Annotated in this window: 14 protein-coding genes and 2 pseudogenes; 13 read left to right on the forward strand and 3 right to left on the reverse strand. The window is 48.5% G+C overall.

Annotation, left to right across the window (positions count from 1 at the left end; translation table 11 throughout):
• Nucleotides 1–161: 161 nt before the first annotated feature.
• From OCU74_RS02530 to OCU74_RS02540, 3 genes are all read right to left on the reverse strand, one after another.
• On the reverse strand, nt 162–797 hold the full coding sequence (locus OCU74_RS02530) for a response regulator transcription factor (protein ID WP_087482502.1): 636 nt from the start codon (nt 795–797) through the stop codon (nt 162–164).
• Complete coding sequence (locus OCU74_RS02535; protein ID WP_087482503.1) at nt 794–3,052, reverse strand: PAS domain-containing sensor histidine kinase; 2,259 nt, start codon at nt 3,050–3,052, stop codon at nt 794–796. The genes OCU74_RS02530 and OCU74_RS02535 overlap by 4 nt, the downstream gene beginning before the upstream one ends.
• Nucleotides 3,053–3,205: 153 nt before the next feature.
• Nucleotides 3,206–3,739 (reverse strand): hypothetical protein, encoded by a 534-nt coding sequence (locus OCU74_RS02540; protein WP_087482504.1) that lies wholly within the window; start codon nt 3,737–3,739, stop codon nt 3,206–3,208.
• A gap of 537 nt (nt 3,740–4,276) precedes the next feature.
• On the opposite strand from OCU74_RS02540, the gene OCU74_RS02545 reads away from it, so the two are divergent.
• From OCU74_RS02545 to OCU74_RS02600, 13 genes and pseudogenes are all read left to right on the forward strand, one after another.
• Complete coding sequence (locus OCU74_RS02545; protein WP_087482505.1) at nt 4,277–4,483, forward strand: ATP-dependent helicase HrpA; 207 nt, start codon at nt 4,277–4,279, stop codon at nt 4,481–4,483.
• 135 nt (nt 4,484–4,618) lie between these two features.
• A complete protein-coding gene (locus OCU74_RS02550; RefSeq protein ID WP_087482506.1) occupies nt 4,619–5,677 on the forward strand; it encodes a hypothetical protein in 1,059 nt (352 codons plus the stop codon).
• An 84-nt stretch (nt 5,678–5,761) separates the two neighbouring features.
• Nucleotides 5,762–6,148 carry a type III secretion system inner rod subunit SctI gene (gene sctI, locus OCU74_RS02555; RefSeq protein WP_087482507.1) on the forward strand — a complete coding sequence of 129 codons (387 nt, stop codon included), beginning with the start codon at nt 5,762–5,764 and terminating at the stop codon, nt 6,146–6,148.
• An 18-nt stretch (nt 6,149–6,166) separates the two neighbouring features.
• Nucleotides 6,167–6,943, forward strand: coding sequence for a type III secretion system inner membrane ring lipoprotein SctJ (gene sctJ, locus OCU74_RS02560; protein ID WP_087482508.1), 777 nt, complete (start codon nt 6,167–6,169; stop codon nt 6,941–6,943).
• A gap of 11 nt (nt 6,944–6,954) precedes the next feature.
• Nucleotides 6,955–7,581, forward strand: a complete 627-nt coding sequence (locus OCU74_RS02565; RefSeq protein WP_087482509.1) for a hypothetical protein — start codon at nt 6,955–6,957, stop codon at nt 7,579–7,581.
• On the forward strand, nt 7,578–8,204 hold the full coding sequence (sctL, locus tag OCU74_RS02570) for a type III secretion system stator protein SctL (RefSeq protein ID WP_261856156.1): 627 nt from the start codon (nt 7,578–7,580) through the stop codon (nt 8,202–8,204). Before OCU74_RS02565 ends, sctL begins: the two co-directional genes overlap by 4 nt.
• A 428-nt stretch (nt 8,205–8,632) precedes the next feature.
• Entirely contained in the window at nt 8,633–10,696 is a 2,064-nt protein-coding gene (gene tssI, locus OCU74_RS02575) for a type VI secretion system tip protein TssI/VgrG (RefSeq protein ID WP_087482511.1), read from the forward strand.
• Nucleotides 10,697–10,698: 2 nt separating this feature from the next.
• A pseudogene (locus OCU74_RS22035) lies at nt 10,699–11,028 on the forward strand (PAAR domain-containing protein); the annotation flags it as partial.
• A gap of 366 nt (nt 11,029–11,394) precedes the next feature.
• Nucleotides 11,395–11,640 (forward strand): annotated as a pseudogene (locus OCU74_RS22130) (CdiA C-terminal domain-containing protein); the annotation flags it as partial.
• Between the two features lie 5 nt (nt 11,641–11,645).
• A complete protein-coding gene (locus OCU74_RS02585; protein ID WP_087482512.1) occupies nt 11,646–12,071 on the forward strand; it encodes a SitI3 family protein in 426 nt (141 codons plus the stop codon).
• A gap of 53 nt (nt 12,072–12,124) precedes the next feature.
• The gene (locus OCU74_RS02590; protein WP_087482513.1) at nt 12,125–13,114 is read left to right on the forward strand and encodes a DUF4123 domain-containing protein; all 990 of its coding nucleotides are present in this window, start codon (nt 12,125–12,127) and stop codon (nt 13,112–13,114) included.
• Entirely contained in the window at nt 13,111–14,025 is a 915-nt protein-coding gene (locus OCU74_RS02595; RefSeq protein ID WP_087482514.1) for a DUF4123 domain-containing protein, read from the forward strand. The genes OCU74_RS02590 and OCU74_RS02595 overlap by 4 nt, the downstream gene beginning before the upstream one ends.
• Entirely contained in the window at nt 14,022–18,899 is a 4,878-nt protein-coding gene (locus tag OCU74_RS02600; RefSeq protein WP_087482515.1) for an RHS repeat-associated core domain-containing protein, read from the forward strand. The genes OCU74_RS02595 and OCU74_RS02600 overlap by 4 nt, the downstream gene beginning before the upstream one ends.
• Nucleotide 18,900 lies beyond the last annotated feature (1 nt).

Consider the following 18,900-nt stretch of genomic DNA (forward strand, 5'->3'; position numbering starts at 1 on the left):
GATAATCTATTGATATGATTTGGTTGAGGAAAACAGTTCAGCGTCACAACGAGAATGAGGCTTTACCGGTATCCTGACATTGAGGGGATCCTACCCCTTCGCAAATCTGAGTGGTGAATAACGGATGAGGGTTCCCGCAGAATTGGTGCGAAGAGACAGGATTATTTGATGAGATTATGAGCTAAGGCATAACGGACGATTTCTGTATTACTGGTGAAATCCATTTTTTGCATCAGACGAAACTTATGGGTACTGACGGTTTTATTGCTGATGTGGAGTTCTTCTGCAATTTCATTGACACTCAGCCCCCGGGCCAGCAGACAGAAAATATGAAACTCCCGTTTTGACAGATTCTCATGTTTTGGGCTGTCGATGACTTCATCAAATTCGAAAACCAGTTTTTCGGCCATATCTGACTGAATGAAGCGTCCGCCTTCTGCGATCCGGCGTATTGCCGTAATCAGGGTTTCTGCATCGCAGTCTTTACTGAGATAACCTCTCGCCCCGGCTCTGAGTGTACGGCGGGTAATCTGCGTTTCATTATGCATACTGAGGATAAGAATGGGTAACTCCGGATAGCGCTGGACAACTTTTTCGATCAGGGGAATACCGCTGAGTCCCGGCATCAGAATGTCCAGCGTAATGATATCAGGACGGTGGAGTTCCAGAATGTTGAGCAGGTCATCGCCATCGACGGCCTCAGCAATCACTTCAATATCATCGTACAGAGCCAGAAGCTGTTTGAGTCCTTCCCGGACGATGGAGTGATCATCTACGATCAGTAAGCGAATAGTCATTGATACCTCTTATAATTTAGTGGAATACGAAGTTCAATACAGGTTCCTTTTCCTGGGGTACTTTGTATATTCAGGTCTGCATGAATCATCAGAACCCGTTCTTTGATCCCGACCAGGCCGAAGGACTCTTTATAGTGGCGCGTGGTATCAAATCCCTGTCCGTTATCCTGAATACTCAGTAATAACTGAGCAGGACTCTCGTGCAGTAAAATATGTACCCGACTTGCATTGGCATGTTTAATCACATTGGTCAGGGATTCCTGAACAATGCGAAAAACTGCAGTTGCCACATCTTCATTCATGCCGACATCGTTGCAATTGAGAGTCAGCATGCATTTACAGTTGGGACTACGTTGCTGGAAATCATCCGTTAGCCATTCCAGTGCTGCAATAAATCCCATATCAAGGGCACTGGGGCGGAGTCTGGAGACCAGATTCCGGGCAAAAGAGATGGTTTCTCTCAGATGAGTCTGGATTCGGTTTAACTGTTTTTGCAGTTCGGGAGCACAGGGACTATAGCGAACTTCCAGTGTTTGAACTTCCATCTTCAGCGCTGTCAGTCGTTGTCCCAGTTCATCATGGACTTCTCTGGCGATGTGTTTGCGTTCGCTCTCTCGGGTCAGTTCCCGGTGTGCGACCAGTTCTCTGAGCTGCGTCCGGGATTGCTCCAGTTCCTGACGAAACTGTTTGAGCAGGGTAATATCCCGGCCAATCGCAAGCACACTGACAATTTCGCCATGAATATTTCGCTCCGGTGCCAGGCTGAGCAGGTAGCAACGGGCGTTTCCTTTTTTGGATGTCCAGTTCAGCTCAAACTCTGAGTTTTCTCCGGTACGGATAACTTCCTGAATTTTGTCATAGTAAAACTTACCTTCTTCACCGCCGGGATATTTCAACGGTGTGGTGTTGAGAATAATTTCGGACATTGTACCGGCCATTCTGGCACTTCTTGGATTCATATAAATCCGGCGGCCGTCAAGGGTATGGCGGCTGATGGTGTCCGGAGAGTTCTCGACCAGAGAGCGGAATTCTTCTTCCCGTTTTTGCAGGGCCAGTTCAGCCTTACGACGACGGCTATAGTCCCGTCCGACACAGAGAATACTGGTGACTTCATTCTGGGAGTTGAACTCCGGGATCAGGTGGATTTCATAGTAATATTCCTCCTCACTGTCAGACCAGCTCAGATCAACGTCACGACTCTGTTTGCTGCGAATGGTTTCCATCACCATTTGGTAAAGATTGTGAGCGTCAACATTCATGCGCATATCTTCCAGAGGCGTTTTTCCCTTCACTTCTTCCAGAGAACTGGCTCCGGCAAGTTTCAGATAGGCGGGGTTCGCATAAATACGGCGGAACTGGGTATCGTAGCGAACAATCACATCTCTGGAATGTTCAACCAGAGCTCTGATTTCCTGTTCTCGCAGAAGGTTTTCGGCTTCCCGTCTTTTCTTCTCGGTGACATCCCGTTTGACCAGAATGATTCGGTTGATATGACCAGATTCATCCTTAATCGGTGTCATTGTGATGTCAAAATGCCGTTTTTCTATATAACAGAAATAGCCCTCGTAGTGATCGGACAGACCGGTTTTCAGACAGTATTCTTTCTGGCGCAGGTAATCATCTTTATTCTGTTCCGGTAAAACTTCATCCAGTATCGAACCAATCACATTACCCATACGGGCCATAGCCGATTCATTGATATCCAGAACTTTTAGCGTATTGTCCGGCAGGACTTCCAGTAAATAGATCTCATAGGCAAGTTTGTCGAAAACTTTCTGATACTGGCGTTCAAGTATTAGCTGCTGCCTCTGAGCCTGTTCCTGTGTACGGCGTTTTTCCTCTTCTTTACGTAAAGAGATATCCCGGAAATAACCGATGATCAGAGCTTTACCCTTGAACTCGAAATAGTTGGACATGATCTCTACCGGGACTGTTTGCCCGCTCGGCAGGTGGTGTTCCGTTTCAAACGTCAGGGTTTTGATCTGTTTCAGCGTGGTTAACTGTTCGCCGAGTTCATTGATTCCAAAGTGAGGATCGATATCAGCGGGGCTGAGTTTGTATATCTGTTCCCGGGAAATGCCGAAATGTCGGCAAACTGCATCATTGACTAGTATGAAACGGAAATTCTGTTCTGGATCAAGGACGAAGATTGCAGGATCATAGGTATGTTCGATAAGGGTGCGTAATAGCGAATTCTCCTGATGGAGAGACTCAATGTCGCGGCTATGGGAAATCAGAGAACTCAGGTTGTCCATACAAATACACTGGGAACAAATTTAACGTTAACGAAAAGTTAGCTTACTTGATTGAATGAATCTGTACCAGTACAGATAACGAGCTTTGAACTGGGGAAGTGATTAGGATGCGTTTTTGTGATCTGACCAGCCTGAGAGGCTGGTCTGGATGCATTAGAAATTAATGCCTTTACTGGACTGAGTATTGGCATTGGTCGCTTTGTTTGAAGAGTCGACATAACCATTGGCAATACTGTTGCTCGTATCTGTTTTCATTTTCTGGGCGGAAGCTTCCGCGTTCATAATGATCGTATGAGCGATCATCTTTTCTGAAAGCTGTAACGCCGTCTGAATCTGCTGGCTGTATTCCTGTTGCTGAGCGAGTTCATCATTCATCGCATCTTCAAATTCAGTAGATGAACTATTGCCGTACTCTTCCTCTTCTGATGAAGGGACTTGTGTACCCGAAGGGCCACCATTACAGGAACCTCCGTATAGGTGGCTGTCATCATAACCGACAGGATTGCCTTCACAATCAAAGTTGTCTGATGCGTTTCCACTGCCTCCTGCATAACAGCCACCGATATTGATCCGGATATCAGCCTGAATGTTGACATCGATTCTGCCATTGATCTGTAGTCCCTGATCTGATTCGGATGATTGCTGTTGTATCGGGTAAACACCATTGCCACCAAGCGAAATGTTCATATACCGTCTCCTTTTTCATTCACTGAAGAACTCATATAGAGATGGAATCGATATGAGCTGCCTGTTGTGTGATTGCTCTTGCTGAGTGGGGGAGACTGAGGCTTCGGTTCCACCTGTGCTTTTGCACTTGCCGTACTGATAATTATCTTACTGTTTACCGGAAAAGAGAGAGCATGATAAGGCGGAAAAAAGTCATTTTAATTTCAGAAAGATTCCTTGTTTTCTGTATCAAAAGATGGAGTCGTACAAGAGGCTTTTATTTTTTTGTGGTGATTTTTTACTGTAGTTTTTCATCATTCAGATAAAGCAGATCATTGGCCTGGAATATGAGGTGATAAGCCCTGTAGCCATGATCAGAGTCCATGAAATTCAACGGTGAAAGGTCAACAGGTGCAGGGCTTTATAAAAGTTATTTGCGAAAAAAATGATCAGAAACGGAACTAAAAAAAACACGCTGCCACTTAAATCAGCGAGACATGCATGATGTGTGTCTGAAACAGTAAATTTTTTAATTCGTTGATAGAAAAGGTGAATACTATGGTAGGTAGCGCAGGTTTAGCTGCATCTCAGGCAGCAATGGAAATGATGGACAAAGTTTCAGCACAAACAACCATGATGAACGCAGCAGCGTCAACTCAAAAAATGCAAACAGATACAATGAACAGTATTGCAAACGGTCGTGTTGACTCTGCAACAAAAGCATCTAACGCTGCGACTCAGAGTAGTAAGTCGATCAACTACTAATCCGTTCCGGACTGCTCTTATGAATGACGGGCATATTCAGGTGTTATTTCCGTCATTCATCATCTGACTCCGGAGATAGCTCAGCAGGGCATTATTTCTGAAGAGCTATCGGTACGATATCAAGGAGAAAAGTTAATGATCAATGCAACTCTCACAATCACAGTGCCACTGGGCAATAGCTCTGTTGGCGGTGCTGGTGGATGGAATCAGGCCGGAGGAAACAGTTCTAAAGGCACAAACGGTTCTACAGGTCTGCCCGGCAATGGCATGGATGAACTTGTCGATTTGCTGGCTGATACTTTGGCGAAATCCCTCTTTAAGAAAAAAGGGGACGGTGCGACGTTCGATGGCAGTAATCCTCTGATGAAGATGATTGCTGACTTCATGGATAAGCATGGTGCTGATTTCTCTGGTCCGCATGATGCGACAGGTAGCGTGCGTAACTGGAAAGATGAACTGACAGAAGACAATTACCTGAGTAAGTCAGAATTTTCCGACTTTAAGAAAGGCCTGAAAGGCGCGTTGTCCACTATTCTGGGCGGCGGATTGTCGGAAGTGATGGGAACTGCAGGGAACTTAATCAGTGGATTAGGTGCTCTGGCTGGTGGTATTGCCGGTGGTATGGTCGGTGGACCTGTCGGTGGTATGGTTGGTAGTTCTATCGGTGGTGCTTTGGGTAACACTGTTGGTGGTGCCGTGTCAGGACTAGGTGCTCAGCTTGGTGGTCAGATCGGTGGATTCGGCAGTGCCGGGTTCGGTAGTGCCGGTGCTGGTAATACCGGTGGCGGCGGATTTGCTCTTCGGGATATGAGTCCTATGGCGCAGTCTGGATATTCGATGGGCGGCAGCTTTGCTGGTTATGTCGGTAAAACAGCAGTCGATGGCATCAATATCAAAGAAGACGATGGTCGTTACTCTTTCAGTAAAGAAGATAAAGATCTGGCCAAAGCCATTGGTAAGTTCATGGATCAGCATACTGAAGAATTTGGTCCTCAACCGCGTGGCGGCTGGGCGAACCGGATTGAAAAAGGTAAAGATTTCAATTCTGAAGAAATCGGTCGCTTTAAAGATGCCATGAACTCTGTCAAAAGTGTCATGGGCGGAAAGAGTACCGGTGATCAGCAACTTGATATGGATACAATGCTACTGTCGAACGCTATTATCAACGAAGCAATGTATAAAGTGTCAGACTAATACCTGGCTCGTTCATCAAGCCTGGCTTGAAGTAGCAGGCAATGGATCTGTCATTGCCCGCTCTTCATCATAAGGAGAAAGTCAATGTCTGTTACCCGTGCTCAGGGTATCGGGGGATTCTCCGATATCAATCGAGATCTGACCCGGTCTGTTACCGAGGATCAGAGCAATCGTCCGGAAAAGTCTGATGTTCAGTGGTTTAGTGCTGCACTTCAGCCAGTCCAAAAAACGGATGCCAGTGATAATGTTGCTGAACGTATTGTCAGTCAGCTTTCCGGATCATCCGAACATCTGCAAAAGCTAGAGAACAAGGCAAACCGGGCACTGAATAAGGCATCTAAGTCTAGTGATCCCATGGATATTGTCCATGCAAACCGTTCTTTATCCTCTTTTTATCTTGAGAGCCTGCTGACTACGAAATTGATCAGTAAAGGTGCTCAGGCCGTCGAAAAGTTAACCAATTTGCAATAAATACAAGGGAGCCACACCATGGGCTATCTGATGCGGATCGTTCTGCTCGGTGTGCTCATCCTTTTGGGTGGGTGTAAGCAGAGTGTCGAGTTACATCGTAATCTGAGCGAAGAAGATGCGAATGAGGTCATTGCTGAACTGGCATTCAAGCATATTGATGCGGATAAAGCCGTCACGAAAGAGGGGATTACAGTCTCTGTCGATGTGGCTGATATGGCTCGGGCAGTTCGTCTGCTTGAAGCTGCCGGATTGCCCCGAAAGGCTCGCGCCAATATGGGGGAAGTTTTCCGTAAAGAAGGTGTAATCTCATCTCCGCTGGAAGAGCGGGCACGTTATATATATGCACTCTCTCAGGAGCTGGAATCGACAATTTCCCAGATCGATGGTGTATTGGTCGCTCGTGTCCACGTGGTGTTACCGGAGCGGGTCGCACCTGGTGAGCCGGTTCAGCCGGCATCTGCGGCAGTGTTTATCAAACATCGTCCGGATCTGGACCCGGATGTTATTCGTCCCCGCATTGAGCGTCTGGTACGAACCAGTATTCCCGGTCTTTCCGACAAGAAAGATAAAATGAGTGTGGTTTTTGTTCCGGCGACGGTTTACCGGGAACAGATGCAACTGGTTTATTTCGGTCCTTTCCTGATTAAGAAAGATGATGTGAGTTTCTGGCAGGGCGTGGTTGTCAGTACAGTCGTTGTCCTGTTGTTACTGCTGGGAGTTCTGACGATCTGGCTGAAACAGGAATGGCGTCAGGCAGTATTCGGTCGTTTCATTCCTGCGAAGACTGAATCATAGCGGAGGATAGTATGGAATCGACAGCTTTCGTTCCCGATCCCCGCCACTTGTTCTGGGTAAAGTTCTGGCAGCAGCCCTGGCAAGAAATGGATCCGAGCTGGAGCAAATTACTCCCCGGTACGGAGAGTCTTCACTGGGAAGCCCTGAGTCCGGCACTGGTGCGTCAGTATCTGGTACTGGATGCCGATCCTCCACCACTTCCGGGAGAAGTCTTGTTACAGTGGTTGTCCATCGGACAGGAAAGACGCAGCGAAGCGTTATATCTGGTTGCTGAGGTTATTCGGCGGGGGATCGGTAAGGCCCGGTTACATGATGAAGATATTCAGTGGTGTCGCCATATTGCCAAAGCGCTGATGCCGGGGCACTGGTCTGTTGCAACAGACCCCGATTTGAATGCCGAACAGATCGGTTTAATCCTGATGCGTCAGTGGATGTCGCCATCAACCTGGCAGCGGGCCCGTCTGTTCTACTCGAAATCACTGCTGGAATCGGTGGAAGCATTTGTCCCTGATCCGGTTCCCGGGCAGCGTCTGAATCAGTTATGGCATGCTGTCATGTGGCGTTTGGCTGAAGTCCCGAGGCCTGTAGATAATCCGCAGGAGCAATTGCAAGAGAGGGAGGAAGAACTGTGTTTGTGAGACGACAGATTAAAATGCCGGTACCGGAACAGGCGGTTATCGGACCTTTACTGAAAGCTGATCTACTTCAGGCTTGCTTTGCAAGTGATGATATTCTGAATGATGCCCGTCAGCGTGCGGCTGACATTATTGAGGAAGCACACCAGCAGGCGGAACAGATCGTCAGAGAAGCAGTAATTCAGGCTGAGTCTATTAGCGAAGGTGCAAAGCAAGACGCAGAACAGCAGGTCTGGAATGAAGCCAACGGTCTGATCTCGGGCCTGCAACAGGCGGAAGAACAGCTATGGGCCGGGGTTGAAGAGAGTGCCAGTCAGGTACTGAACTCCGTACTTGCCTCAGTGCTGAATGATGTGGGCCATCAGGATCGTATCCGTCTGTTGGTACAGAAGCTGGTTGCGACACAAAGACAGAGTCATAAAGGAATTCTCTATTGTGCATCCGGCGATCAAAATCTGGTGGCAGATGTGCTTGAGGAACAACATCTTTCCTTCTGGCAGGCAGAAGTGGATAACGGCTTAAATGCAGGAGAGTTACGACTGGAAACAGATATGGGATTGTTCCGCTGTTCCTGGGAAGTGCTGAGGCAGGCGCTGGTTTCCTGTGACGGCGCATCTGATAACTGATGTTCCGGTACTGTACTCTGATGATGTATTGAGAAACGGATACCAGAGGTAATTTCGGGGTGCTGCTGTCTTGCATCCATATCACATTTTCCCCATCAACTCTCTTCGTAGAACGTAGAGTCTGATAAATATCCAATTGTGATATCAATTCCATTCCTTTCGGGCAATTTTTTGCTCGCTGGGCAACATCTTGCTCACCTCTGAGCAAGATGTTGCCTGTAGTAATTAATCACACAATATAAGTAAGTGATTTGTCTGAAAACAGTGAGTTGGCACAACTGTTGCTGCATTTATCTTGTTGAATTCACAGGTTGATCTGATTTGGAACAGAGATCAATAAGCTGAAAATTGATTCCATTTATAGGCATCTGGATGCCTATTTGAATTAGAGTCGGTTTTCTTTGATAAAAAGATAAAAGGCAATTCAAATGACAACGTTAGGTTTCCGCTTCACGATTGATGGTGTTCAGGATGAGACGCTGGTTGTGCGTGAATATCAGGGAGATGAATCTATATCGGATGCATTGGCCGGGCAGGGAGAACGCATTTATGGTTTTCGTTATCGGGTTGAGCTGGCTAGCCGGAACGCAGATTTAACCGCTAAACAGATCGTCGATAAAGCAGCTCTGCTGGAAGTAATTCAAAATGGCGAAGTGACCCAGAAAGTTCACGGTATTATCCGCAATTTCAGTAAAGGGGACACCGGACATTCCCATACTTTCTATTCCATTACGCTGGTTCCGGCACTTGAACGTTTATCCTTACGGCGCAATAGCCGGATCTTTCAGGAAAAGAACGTCCTTGATATTTTTGCCGTCATCTTCCAGGAAATGAATATTTCCGACTATATTTTTTCGGTCAAACGGGAATGTGCACCGCGGGAATTCTGTGTGCAGTACCGGGAATCCGATCTCGACTTTTTCCATCGTCTGGCGGCAGAAGAAGGGCTAATGTATACCTTCACTCATGAAGCGGGCAAACATACGCTGGTGGTGACCGATAATAGTGAAGGTTTTACCCAACTGGGAGCGCCGGTGCCCTACAATGCACTCTCCGGCGGACACATGACGACTCCTTATGTCTCAACAATGGCGGAGCGTTATCAGTCCGAAGTCAGTTCGGTATTTATGCAGGACTACAGCTTTAAAAAACCGGACTATCATTTTGTCCAGTCCATTGATGGCGCGGATCTCAGCAACCAGCTATCCGACTATGAGTATTTCGATCATCCCGGACGTTTTAAAGATGATGCAAATGCCAAAGCGTTCAGTCAGATCCGGCTGGAATATCTGCGTCGTCAGGCACATACCGCAAGCGGTAAAAGTAATGATGCCCGCTTGCAGGGCGGTGTTCGTTTTGACCTTGAAGAGCACATTGATGACGGGATGAACCACGAATGGCTGGTCGTTTCTGTCAGTCATCAGGGAAGTCAGCCACAGGCACTGGAAGAAGCCGGCGGCAGTGGCGCGACGACGTATGCCAACCAGTTTACCGTGATTCCTAAAGATGTTCTCTGGCGGGCAACTCCGCAGCCCAAACCTCAGGTTGACGGCCCTTGTATTGCAACAGTTGTCGGCCCGAAAGGTGAAGAGATTTACTGTGATGAACATGGTCGGGTGAAGCTGCATTTCCCATGGGATCGCTATGATCAGTCCGATGAACAGAGTTCTTGCTGGGTTCGGGTTGCGCAGGGCTGGGCCGGTGCTCAGTACGGATTTATGGCGATTCCCCGTATTGGTCACGAAGTGATTGTTTCTTTTCTCAATGGCGATCCGGATCAACCGATCATTACCGGCCGGACTTACCACGCAACCAATGTTCCTCCTTATATTTTGCCCAATCATAAAACCCGTACGGTTCTGAAAACCCAGACCCATCAGGGCGAAGGTTCTAACGAAGTGCGTTTTGAAGATCAGTCCGGTGTTGAGCAGATCTATATCCATGCCCAGAAAGATCAGGATATTGTGACCAACAATATTCACCGCGAGTCGGTCGGACTGGACAGCCACCGGCGTATCGGACGACATTTCTACCAGATGATTACTGAAAATGTCCATCGTCTGGTCGGTAAGAATGTCACCGAGGAGTTCGGACAGGATCATCATGTCAAAGTCGGTCGGAATGTCGTACAGCGGATCGTCGGGAAACTCAGCCAGTTTATTTCCGGAGGCATTATCCAGAAAATCGACGGTGGTCTGGTGACGCAGATGAGTGCCTCTGAAGAGAAAGAAATTGGTGCGAATCAGCGGGTTGCGGTCAGTAACGAAAGTTACCTGAAAGCCAAACAGATTATTCTGGATGCCGGCGATTCACTGACCATCCACGGACCGGGCGGTTTTGTCAAAATTGACAGTGGTGGTGTCACCATCTCCGGCAGCAAGGTCAAGATCAATGAAGGTGGTTCACCGGATAAAGGCACGGCACCGACAATGGTTAAACCGGATGATACCGACAAACCACAAGAGCCGGAAGCACCGGATCGGAGGGGATAATCATGCCAGCCGCAGCAAGACTCGGAGACAACTGTGCAGGTCATGGCTGTTTCCCGGCAACGCCGATTATGGCCGGGAGTGGTGATGTCTCCATCAATGGCAAGCCTGCAGCCCGCAAAGGCGACATGGTATTGCTCCATGCCTGCCCGTGCCCGCAATTTCCTCACGGAATGCATGGCCGCAGTATTTCCGCCGGGTCGTCCAATGTTTCCATTAACGGCAAACCGGCTGCACGGGTCGGCGATGCGATTGACTGCGGCGGCTCGGTCGCCGCTGGTTCCGGTAATGTATTTATCGGTGATACGCCATATAAGTCGCCGACTCATAAGTGTGGCGAAGGGGCCGCAATGGAGCAGTCGCCTTTCCTGCGCATCCAGCCACTTGCCGAAGCCCCGCCTTTTGACTGGGCCAGTCTGCCGTTTGTGGAGGAGAGTTATACACGAGCGGCGGAAAAGCAGGAAAAGGTAGTTGAGTCGAAGGGAAAACCGACGGCGAGTAAGGGGACGCTTTCTGGGACTCGAACCAAGATCCCTAAAAAAGCGGATGAAGCAACTCGTCGCTCCCTTATCAGAGAAAATGAAGCTGTGGATGCACTTGTTGCTCATGGATTAGATGTCCAGCAGAACCCAGTGATAAAAGGAACCAAAAGAAATCCTGATTTGTTGATCGTGAAAGGTAAGATTGAAGATACTCATTTCGATAATGTTGTTGCAGATGTGTTTTCTCCCGGGAAAAATACGTCCGCAAGAAATATTCGAAGTACGATTAATGAGAAAGTTAATATAAAAAAACAAGCTGAGACAATTGTGTTAAATATGGATGACAGTCAACGCAAAGTTGCAGAAATTGTTGATGCGATTAAAGCTGAGCCTGTTACTAACTTGAAAAATGTTATTGTTACTCAAAATGGTAAGGTAACCCTTCTTCCTCTAATTAAAGGTTAGCGTAGATGTCTGTAGATTATGAATTGTATTTGAGTGTTGATATGACCGAATCCATGTTAAATGATTTTGGATTTGTTGAAACTCAGCCAGAAGAAAATGGTGTTATTCAAGGACATGCTTTTGACGGTAAGCTGGCATTTATTATGGCAAAAAGTCATTTGGACGATAGCTTCATCCGGGAGGAAGTCGGTTTTCTGCCTGTAGTCAAGATCATACTGTCACCGGATCTGGAACAGTACGATGAAAGTATGACGTCCATAATCAGGGTACTTAACTGCTGTGTTGAATTGAATGATTCAGTTAAGTTTTATCAGAATAATGAAGTGCTATTACTAGAAAAGAAAGATGGGACGACTGTGCTATATAACGGGGAATATGGTTGGTGGGAAGCGCATCAGTCAATGTTAACGTTTCATTATACAGAACAATAGAACCTGATAAAAAAGATAGAACACAGTTCACTCAGGCTAGGAAAAATAAAAAAATGAAATCCTTATTCGACATATTAACCATGTCAGAAGGAAAAACATGTTACTTACTGTTTGATCGGGTGCAGTTTCCGGAAGCGACCGAATTCTGGAACACCATGAAGCGACGCGAAGATGTCATATGGTGCGAACTGCTGCGTGGCAGTGAGCTTCAGTACCTGACCGATGTTTCGCCATTACTCATCGATATTCGCGATGGTAATCCGGGAGAAACACTCTATTACTGGCTGGCAGAAAACGAACCCCGGGCTGAGCAGTTCGGGTTTGTCGGCCAGTTTGACGGTGATTTTTCTGCTTTGCGGGCACACTGGCATCCGTGGGTTTCTTGTCTCTATCCGGATCAGACTCAGGTGATGCTGCGTTTTTATGATCCGGCAGTATTACCCCAGTGGTGGCGTATTTTAACCCCGACACAGCAGCAGTGCTTTCAGGGGAAACATCAGGGGATCTATCTGCCGATCCGGGATGAACAGCAGTTGAAGCTGAGTTCATTTGATCTGGCGTCAGTATCTGACCCGGAGGAATCTTCGGCTGTGACCCAATTACCACTACAGCTGACACAGGAGCAATTTGACCGGTTTTTCTATCCGGAACAGCTTCATTCACTGGTTGAAACCTTATACCAGAAATTATTACCGCAGTATGGTGAATCCTTGTCTCTTGAACTGGTGGAAAACCGTTTTCATGAGGGCATGGCATTGGCAACGAAGAAATATGCCGGAGCATCCGAACTGGATAAAGAAACCTTCGCCTTGTATCGCTTTTATCTGGGAGATCACTTTGATGAACACCCGGAATTCCAGCGTTTACTACATTTCTATCCGCTCCGTCAGGCAATTGGCGAACTGCATCATCAGTATCAGGGGCATGAAGATGAACTTGCCGCATACCGTTCACCGGGATGGCTGGCAGAGCCTGATGTGACGGACAATTCTGCTTTGGCAACATCGTCACCAGAGAACGTGGTTATGGAGAGTGAGAAATGACAGATACTGAACAGTGGTGGGAAGATGTCCCACTGGAAAACTGGCAAACCACACTGGAAGAACCGGGATGGTTTGTGGTTGCTGAAGCTGCAATTCATCCGGAAATCCGCGATCTGGCAGAACAGATGCCGGAGTTTGAGACACGCTTGTACTGGGGCGATATGGGCGATATTCATGCTTCGATTTCTCCCTATATCATGCCACTGCAATCGTGGGCATGGCTCGAAGAGCTGGTGGCGACACAACCACACTGGGGCATTGCGATCCAGCTGGATCCCAGTTTTCATTCATTGCCGCTCAGCCGCCAGAGCGATTTAGTTATGCGGTATTTCCGGGCATGGACGCTGGTCGAAACCCCGACGCAGGAACAGTTTCTGCTGCGTCTTTCAGACTGGGATGTGCTGGGTGTGCTCTGGCAGGCCAGCGATGCTGTCTATCAGCAACATATTCAGGGGCCGTTACGACAGATTGCCTACTGGGAACCGGGTCAGCCGGAGGCGAAGGTTCTCAGGTTTCAGGAGCCGATCCTGGAAGAAACCACACTCCCGTTACCGACGCCGCTGACTGAAGCACAATATCAGGTACTCAGCATCTGGGCCAGCCGACAGATCTACCGTCAGTATCAGGATCATTTACAAGCCCATCACAGCGAAACACAAAACTGGGAACAGGCACAGTTCGATCAATATATCCATCAGCACGTCACTCAGGCCAACCAGTTTGGATTTCAGCAACCGAATGACGTGGTTCGTTATCTGAGCCTGACGGTGGTTTTTGGTGAGCAGTTTACAACGCAGCCGTGGGCTGAACAGATTTTAAAATCACCGGATTATCAGGGCACGCAAAGTCGGATGGATCGGTTATTTGAACGTGGGTTAGATGAATTGGATAAGGAGTCAGAACCATCATGAGCGAGAATAAAAAAGCCGACTTGCTCTCCAGTGCAGAGGCTGCCACCCAGAATTTTTCGACCGATAATGTCCTCGACGGCGGTTGTGTTGCCTGTGGCTGTGAAGTGTTTATCCGTTACCACTATGATGATGACAAACCAGTACCGGAAGCTGAATTTGTGCTGACCGACAGTAACAAAACCGAGATTTCGGGTAAAACCGATAAAAATGGGATGTGCAAAATCCAGAACATGGGCTGCGGCGGCTTTGAGATTCTGCTGGGCGAAGGCAGTGATGAATTCAACCCCAAAGAATCGGCAGAAAATAACCCGGTGATTCAGGCTAATCCCGAATATGCCGCCAAAGCCGGTGAATACTTTGCGCTTTATTCTTTACTGAGCCGTCAGGGTTATCTGACTTATGATGAGGATGGTAGTTCTGACGAATTTGTTGATATTGATCGTAAATTATTTACCTGGATCGATAAGGAGTATAAGGCTGCTTATCGTCGCTTTTGGGAACTGGAAAAAGAGATCAATCGTGGTTCGACTGCTCTGAAAAAGGCGATCAACAAAATTCACCATAGTCTGGCCGGAGAAATGGCCGGAATGGCACATGACAATACGGCGATTCTGCTGTTTTGTGAAATTGCGCTCGGCTTTGTGCCGGTAGTCGGTCAGGCGATGGACTTGTACGACTTAGGGTGCTGGGGCTGGGATACCTGCACCAAAAAGGAACTGGGCTTCTGGCATTGGGCGACCGGTGTACTGGTCGTGGTTGGCTTTGTTCCGGGGCTGGGGGATGCGACCAAGAAAACCGGCAAGACCATCATCAATGCGCTGGAAAAAGCCGACTCACGCACCATTAAAAAAGCGATGAAAATGCTGCGGAGTCTGTCAAACGGCAATCTGGTCAAGTACCTGAAAAAGTTCAGCGGACAACTGAGCGAGTATGCAGGGAAGGCCAAAGCATTGCTGAGTAAAATCATTGAGGGGCTGACCAAAGCGATTAAAAACAGTAAGAACTGGGCTGTCAGATTACTCCGGGACTCTTTTGAGAAACTGGTGAAGGCAATGGAGCGGCTACAGGGCAAAATCGATGAGATGGTCGGCAAAATCAGTGCTAAGGTCGATGAGTTTATCGGTAAGGTCGTGACCCGCAAAACCGGCACTCCGCATCCGAAAAATACTGTGGTGGATGCGGATAATCTTAATGCCGGGAAAGGGAATATTCATGGGGATAAGCCGAAGGGAGATCATTCTTCAGGAGACAAGACGCATAATACTTCAGGGAAAAACGATCCAGACGTTTGTATTGATGACCCGGTAGATATGGCAACTGGTGCGGTGTTTGAAGAGAGGCAGGACTTTGTGCTGGCCGGTTTTCTTCCCGTTGAACACAGCCGTTACTATCGTTCGGTCGGGCATCGTGATATCGGATTGATGGGCAGCTTGTGGCGCAGTAGCTGGGATATCAGTCTGACTATCCGTGGCATGCTGGCAACTTTTACTGATCTGGATTATTCGGTCGGGGTGTTTGATCTGCCTTATCCGGGTGAAGAGACATCATCAGTGCAGAAACCTCAGTGGCGACTCCACCGGGGAGCACAGGGAGAACTGATCCTTAAAAGTAAAGATGGCGTGGAATATCATTTTGGTCATGCGATTGGCGCGACACTGCGTTTATCTAAAATATCAGACGCTTACGGAAATACCATTCAGTTCGCTTATGACCGTCGAACCCTCAAATGGGTCATTCTCAGTGATGAACGGCTGATCGAGGTTAAAACCGAGCGTAACCGTATCACACACTTGATCTTATGCGAAGCCGATCAGACACCGCTGCGTGAGCTGGCCCGTTATAACTACGACAAATCCGGCCGGCTGCTTTCCGTGCGGGGAGAATCAGGCCGTAATTTCGATTATCAATACAGCAAAGAAGGTTACCTGACCCGCTGGCAGGATTTGGCACAGACCTGGGTTGAGCACGATTATGATGAACAAGGCCGGGCAATATCCAACCGTTGTGCTGAAGGCTATTGGAGTGGTCAGGTTCGCTACGATGATGACAATCGGATTCACTATCACAGAAGTTCTTTTGGTGGCATCAAAACGTTCCATTTTGATGAGCATCAGCGAGCTACGGCAATTGTTGATGCGGCAGGTAACCGACTCGAACAGCAGTGGCAGAATGATTTACTCATCAGCGAGACCAATGCGCTTGGGGATGTTTCCGCTTATAGCTATGACGATTGGGGTAACCTGACAACTGTAACTCTGCCGGACGGGACTGAACATGTCTACAGTTACAACGAGCAGGGCTGGCTGAGCGGCTACACCGATCCGCTGGGCGCCAGTTGGCTGTATGAACACAATTCTCAGGGCGATGTTATCCAAGTCACCGATCCGGAAGGCCGGATATGGCAGATGAGTTATACCGAACGCGGCTTGCAGGATTCGGTCTCCGGGCCGGACGGCAGCGTCACTCGCTATTCCTATAATGAACGTGGCCTTCTCACCCGCTCAGAGCCGGATACCGGTTACGGGATGGATTTCCACTATGACCGTTTCGACCGGCTGGTGGCACGGGTCAGCGATAAGCGCGGCAGTCAGGGCAATCTTACCCGCCGGTGGCATTACCATGACTCGAATTCGTTTCCCGATAAAGTCATCTATGAAGATGGCTCTGAAGCACACTTTGGCTACGATATCGAAGGCAATCTGGTTTCGGTCACCGATGCGCTCGGTCAGACCCAGCGCTTCACTTATGGTGCCTTCGATAAGCTTCAAACCGTCACCGACCCGCTGGGGGCAACCACCCGCTATCACTACAATGTTGAAGCCGAATTTGCCGGTGTTACCAACAGTCAGGGGCAGCAGTGGCTGTACGGTTTCGACAAGCTGGGGCGGATTGAAAGCGAACGTCATTACGACGGGCGCACCGAGACATTCGGTTATGATGCGGTTGGCCGACTGGTGCAGCGCAGCAAACCGGATGGTCACAGTTTCCGCTACCAGTACGATGCGTGCGGACGACTGCTCCAGAGCGAAAGCTTCGACAATCAGGACCATCCAACCGGCAAAAGCTGGTATGAATATGATGCGGCCTCGCGGCTGACTTACGCGGAAAATGGTGATGCATGGATTGCACTGGCCTATAGTCCGGCGGGGCAACTGCTGAGTGAAAATATCAACGGCACTGAACTGACCCATCAGTACGATGCCGCCGGGCGGCTCATTCAGTCATCGGGCACCGCAACTGAGCGCAGCTATCAATGGCAACAGCAGCAGCTAACCACTCTTGCTGTGGGCGCACACAATCCGCTGACCTTTGCCTACCATCCGGGCGGAGAAGAAAAGCAGCGCAGTAACGGCAGTGGCTTCGATCTACGCCATGAGTGGAGTGCGACCGGGTTATTGACCGGGCAGCAACTGGGCAATCAGTCGCTGCGCCAGTACCGCTACGATGTACTGGACCGGCTGACCGGGATTGAAGACAGTCATCGCGGTAGTGCGGAAATCACTCTCAACCCGAACAGTCAGATTACTGCAGTGCGGCAGCGTAAATCGTGGGAGACCAAAGCTGGATTTGTTCATCTGTTTGGGTATGACAGCGAACTGAACCTCAATGAAGAAGGCTTCGGCAGCGAATACGGTGACAATGTGGTGTCGCTGGCCGATGAACGGTTAAAACGGCAGAAACGCGACTATGATAAAGCCGGGCGTGTGACCGAAGTTGGTCGCTTTAAATATCGCTACGACGAGTGTGGCCGGGTCATAGAGAAAACCGAATCGAAAGACGGCTTTCGCCCACTCAGTACAAAATTTATCTGGAATGATGAAGACCGGCTGACCCATATCGAGCTGCCGGACGGTCAGCGTTACCGCTACCGTTACGACCCGTTTGGGCGACGCATCGCCAAAGAATGTCTGCAAACTCAGCAGCAGACCCATTACCTGTGGGACGGCAGCACACTGGTGCAGCAGAGCCAGATTACCGCCGACGGCACGGCCCTGACCAGCACCGAATATCTGTACGAGCCCGGCAGCCACCGCCCGATGCTACAAGTAACCACCCGACACGACAGCAACCGCCAAGACCTGCACTATATCGTTACCGACCATGCCGGCACACCGCAGGAACTCGTCACCGAAACCGGCGACATCGAATGGCGCGGTGAACAGGCACTATGGGGCAAATACCAGCAGCAACAGTTTAACCTCAAAATTCAACGGGGTTATCTCGAAGACGCCGCCAACGAAGCCCTGACCTGTGACCTGCGTTATCAGGGGCAGATCGAAGATCGGGAATCCGGGCTTTACTACAATCTCAATCGTTACTACGATGCAGACAGTGGGCAATATCTCAGCCCCGACCCGATTGGATTTGCAGGTGGACTCAGACCTCAGGGGTATGTGCATAACCCGATGGGATGGGTGGATCCGTTGGGGTTGGCTGTTTGTGAAGAACGTTATGCACGGTATAAAAACTTAAAGAAACAAGGGTATACGACTCCTGAAGCGGCTAAATTATCTAAATTATCAAAGCCTGGAGAAGATCTATATGTTGGTACATACAGCCAGTCAAGGCAGGCAAATATTAAGTCTGGGTTAAACCCTACACATACACCGCATCATGCAATTCAAAATGCAGCTAGTCCCACATCACACGGTCGAGGGATAACAATTAACATGCGTAAAGATCTTCATGAATTAACATGGACTTATAAAAAACCAATGGTTAAGGGTTTGAGTAGAAGAGAATATTTGGCTCGAGATATTTTTGATTTGCGTAGGATTCTTGGTAATGCTGGTTATGATAGAGTCGTTGTTAATCGCCAGTTGAAAGAATTGATTAGACAAAATAAAGAATTGTGGAAAACACTAGGACAGTAAT

Source organism: Vibrio mangrovi, from assembly GCF_024346955.1.
In the GTDB taxonomy this organism is placed as follows: domain Bacteria; phylum Pseudomonadota; class Gammaproteobacteria; order Enterobacterales; family Vibrionaceae; genus Vibrio; species Vibrio mangrovi.

What these genes read in the sequence shown, in the direction of transcription:
- OCU74_RS02535 (WP_087482503.1), bottom strand. Translation starts at nt 3,052, where the DNA reads ATGGACAACCTGAGTTCTCTGATTTCCCATAGCCGCGACATTGAGTCT.
- OCU74_RS02590 (WP_087482513.1), top strand. Translation starts at nt 12,125, where the DNA reads ATGAAATCCTTATTCGACATATTAACCATGTCAGAAGGAAAAACATGT.
- OCU74_RS02585 (WP_087482512.1), top strand. Translation starts at nt 11,646, where the DNA reads ATGTCTGTAGATTATGAATTGTATTTGAGTGTTGATATGACCGAATCC.
- OCU74_RS02530 (WP_087482502.1), bottom strand. Translation starts at nt 797, where the DNA reads ATGACTATTCGCTTACTGATCGTAGATGATCACTCCATCGTCCGGGAA.
- OCU74_RS02595 (WP_087482514.1), top strand. Translation starts at nt 13,111, where the DNA reads ATGACAGATACTGAACAGTGGTGGGAAGATGTCCCACTGGAAAACTGG.
- OCU74_RS02545 (WP_087482505.1), top strand. Translation starts at nt 4,277, where the DNA reads ATGGTAGGTAGCGCAGGTTTAGCTGCATCTCAGGCAGCAATGGAAATG.
- sctI (WP_087482507.1), top strand. Translation starts at nt 5,762, where the DNA reads ATGTCTGTTACCCGTGCTCAGGGTATCGGGGGATTCTCCGATATCAAT.
- OCU74_RS02550 (WP_087482506.1), top strand. Translation starts at nt 4,619, where the DNA reads ATGATCAATGCAACTCTCACAATCACAGTGCCACTGGGCAATAGCTCT.
- tssI (WP_087482511.1), top strand. Translation starts at nt 8,633, where the DNA reads ATGACAACGTTAGGTTTCCGCTTCACGATTGATGGTGTTCAGGATGAG.
- OCU74_RS02565 (WP_087482509.1), top strand. Translation starts at nt 6,955, where the DNA reads ATGGAATCGACAGCTTTCGTTCCCGATCCCCGCCACTTGTTCTGGGTA.
- OCU74_RS02540 (WP_087482504.1), bottom strand. Translation starts at nt 3,739, where the DNA reads ATGAACATTTCGCTTGGTGGCAATGGTGTTTACCCGATACAACAGCAA.
- sctJ (WP_087482508.1), top strand. Translation starts at nt 6,167, where the DNA reads ATGGGCTATCTGATGCGGATCGTTCTGCTCGGTGTGCTCATCCTTTTG.
- OCU74_RS02600 (WP_087482515.1), top strand. Translation starts at nt 14,022, where the DNA reads ATGAGCGAGAATAAAAAAGCCGACTTGCTCTCCAGTGCAGAGGCTGCC.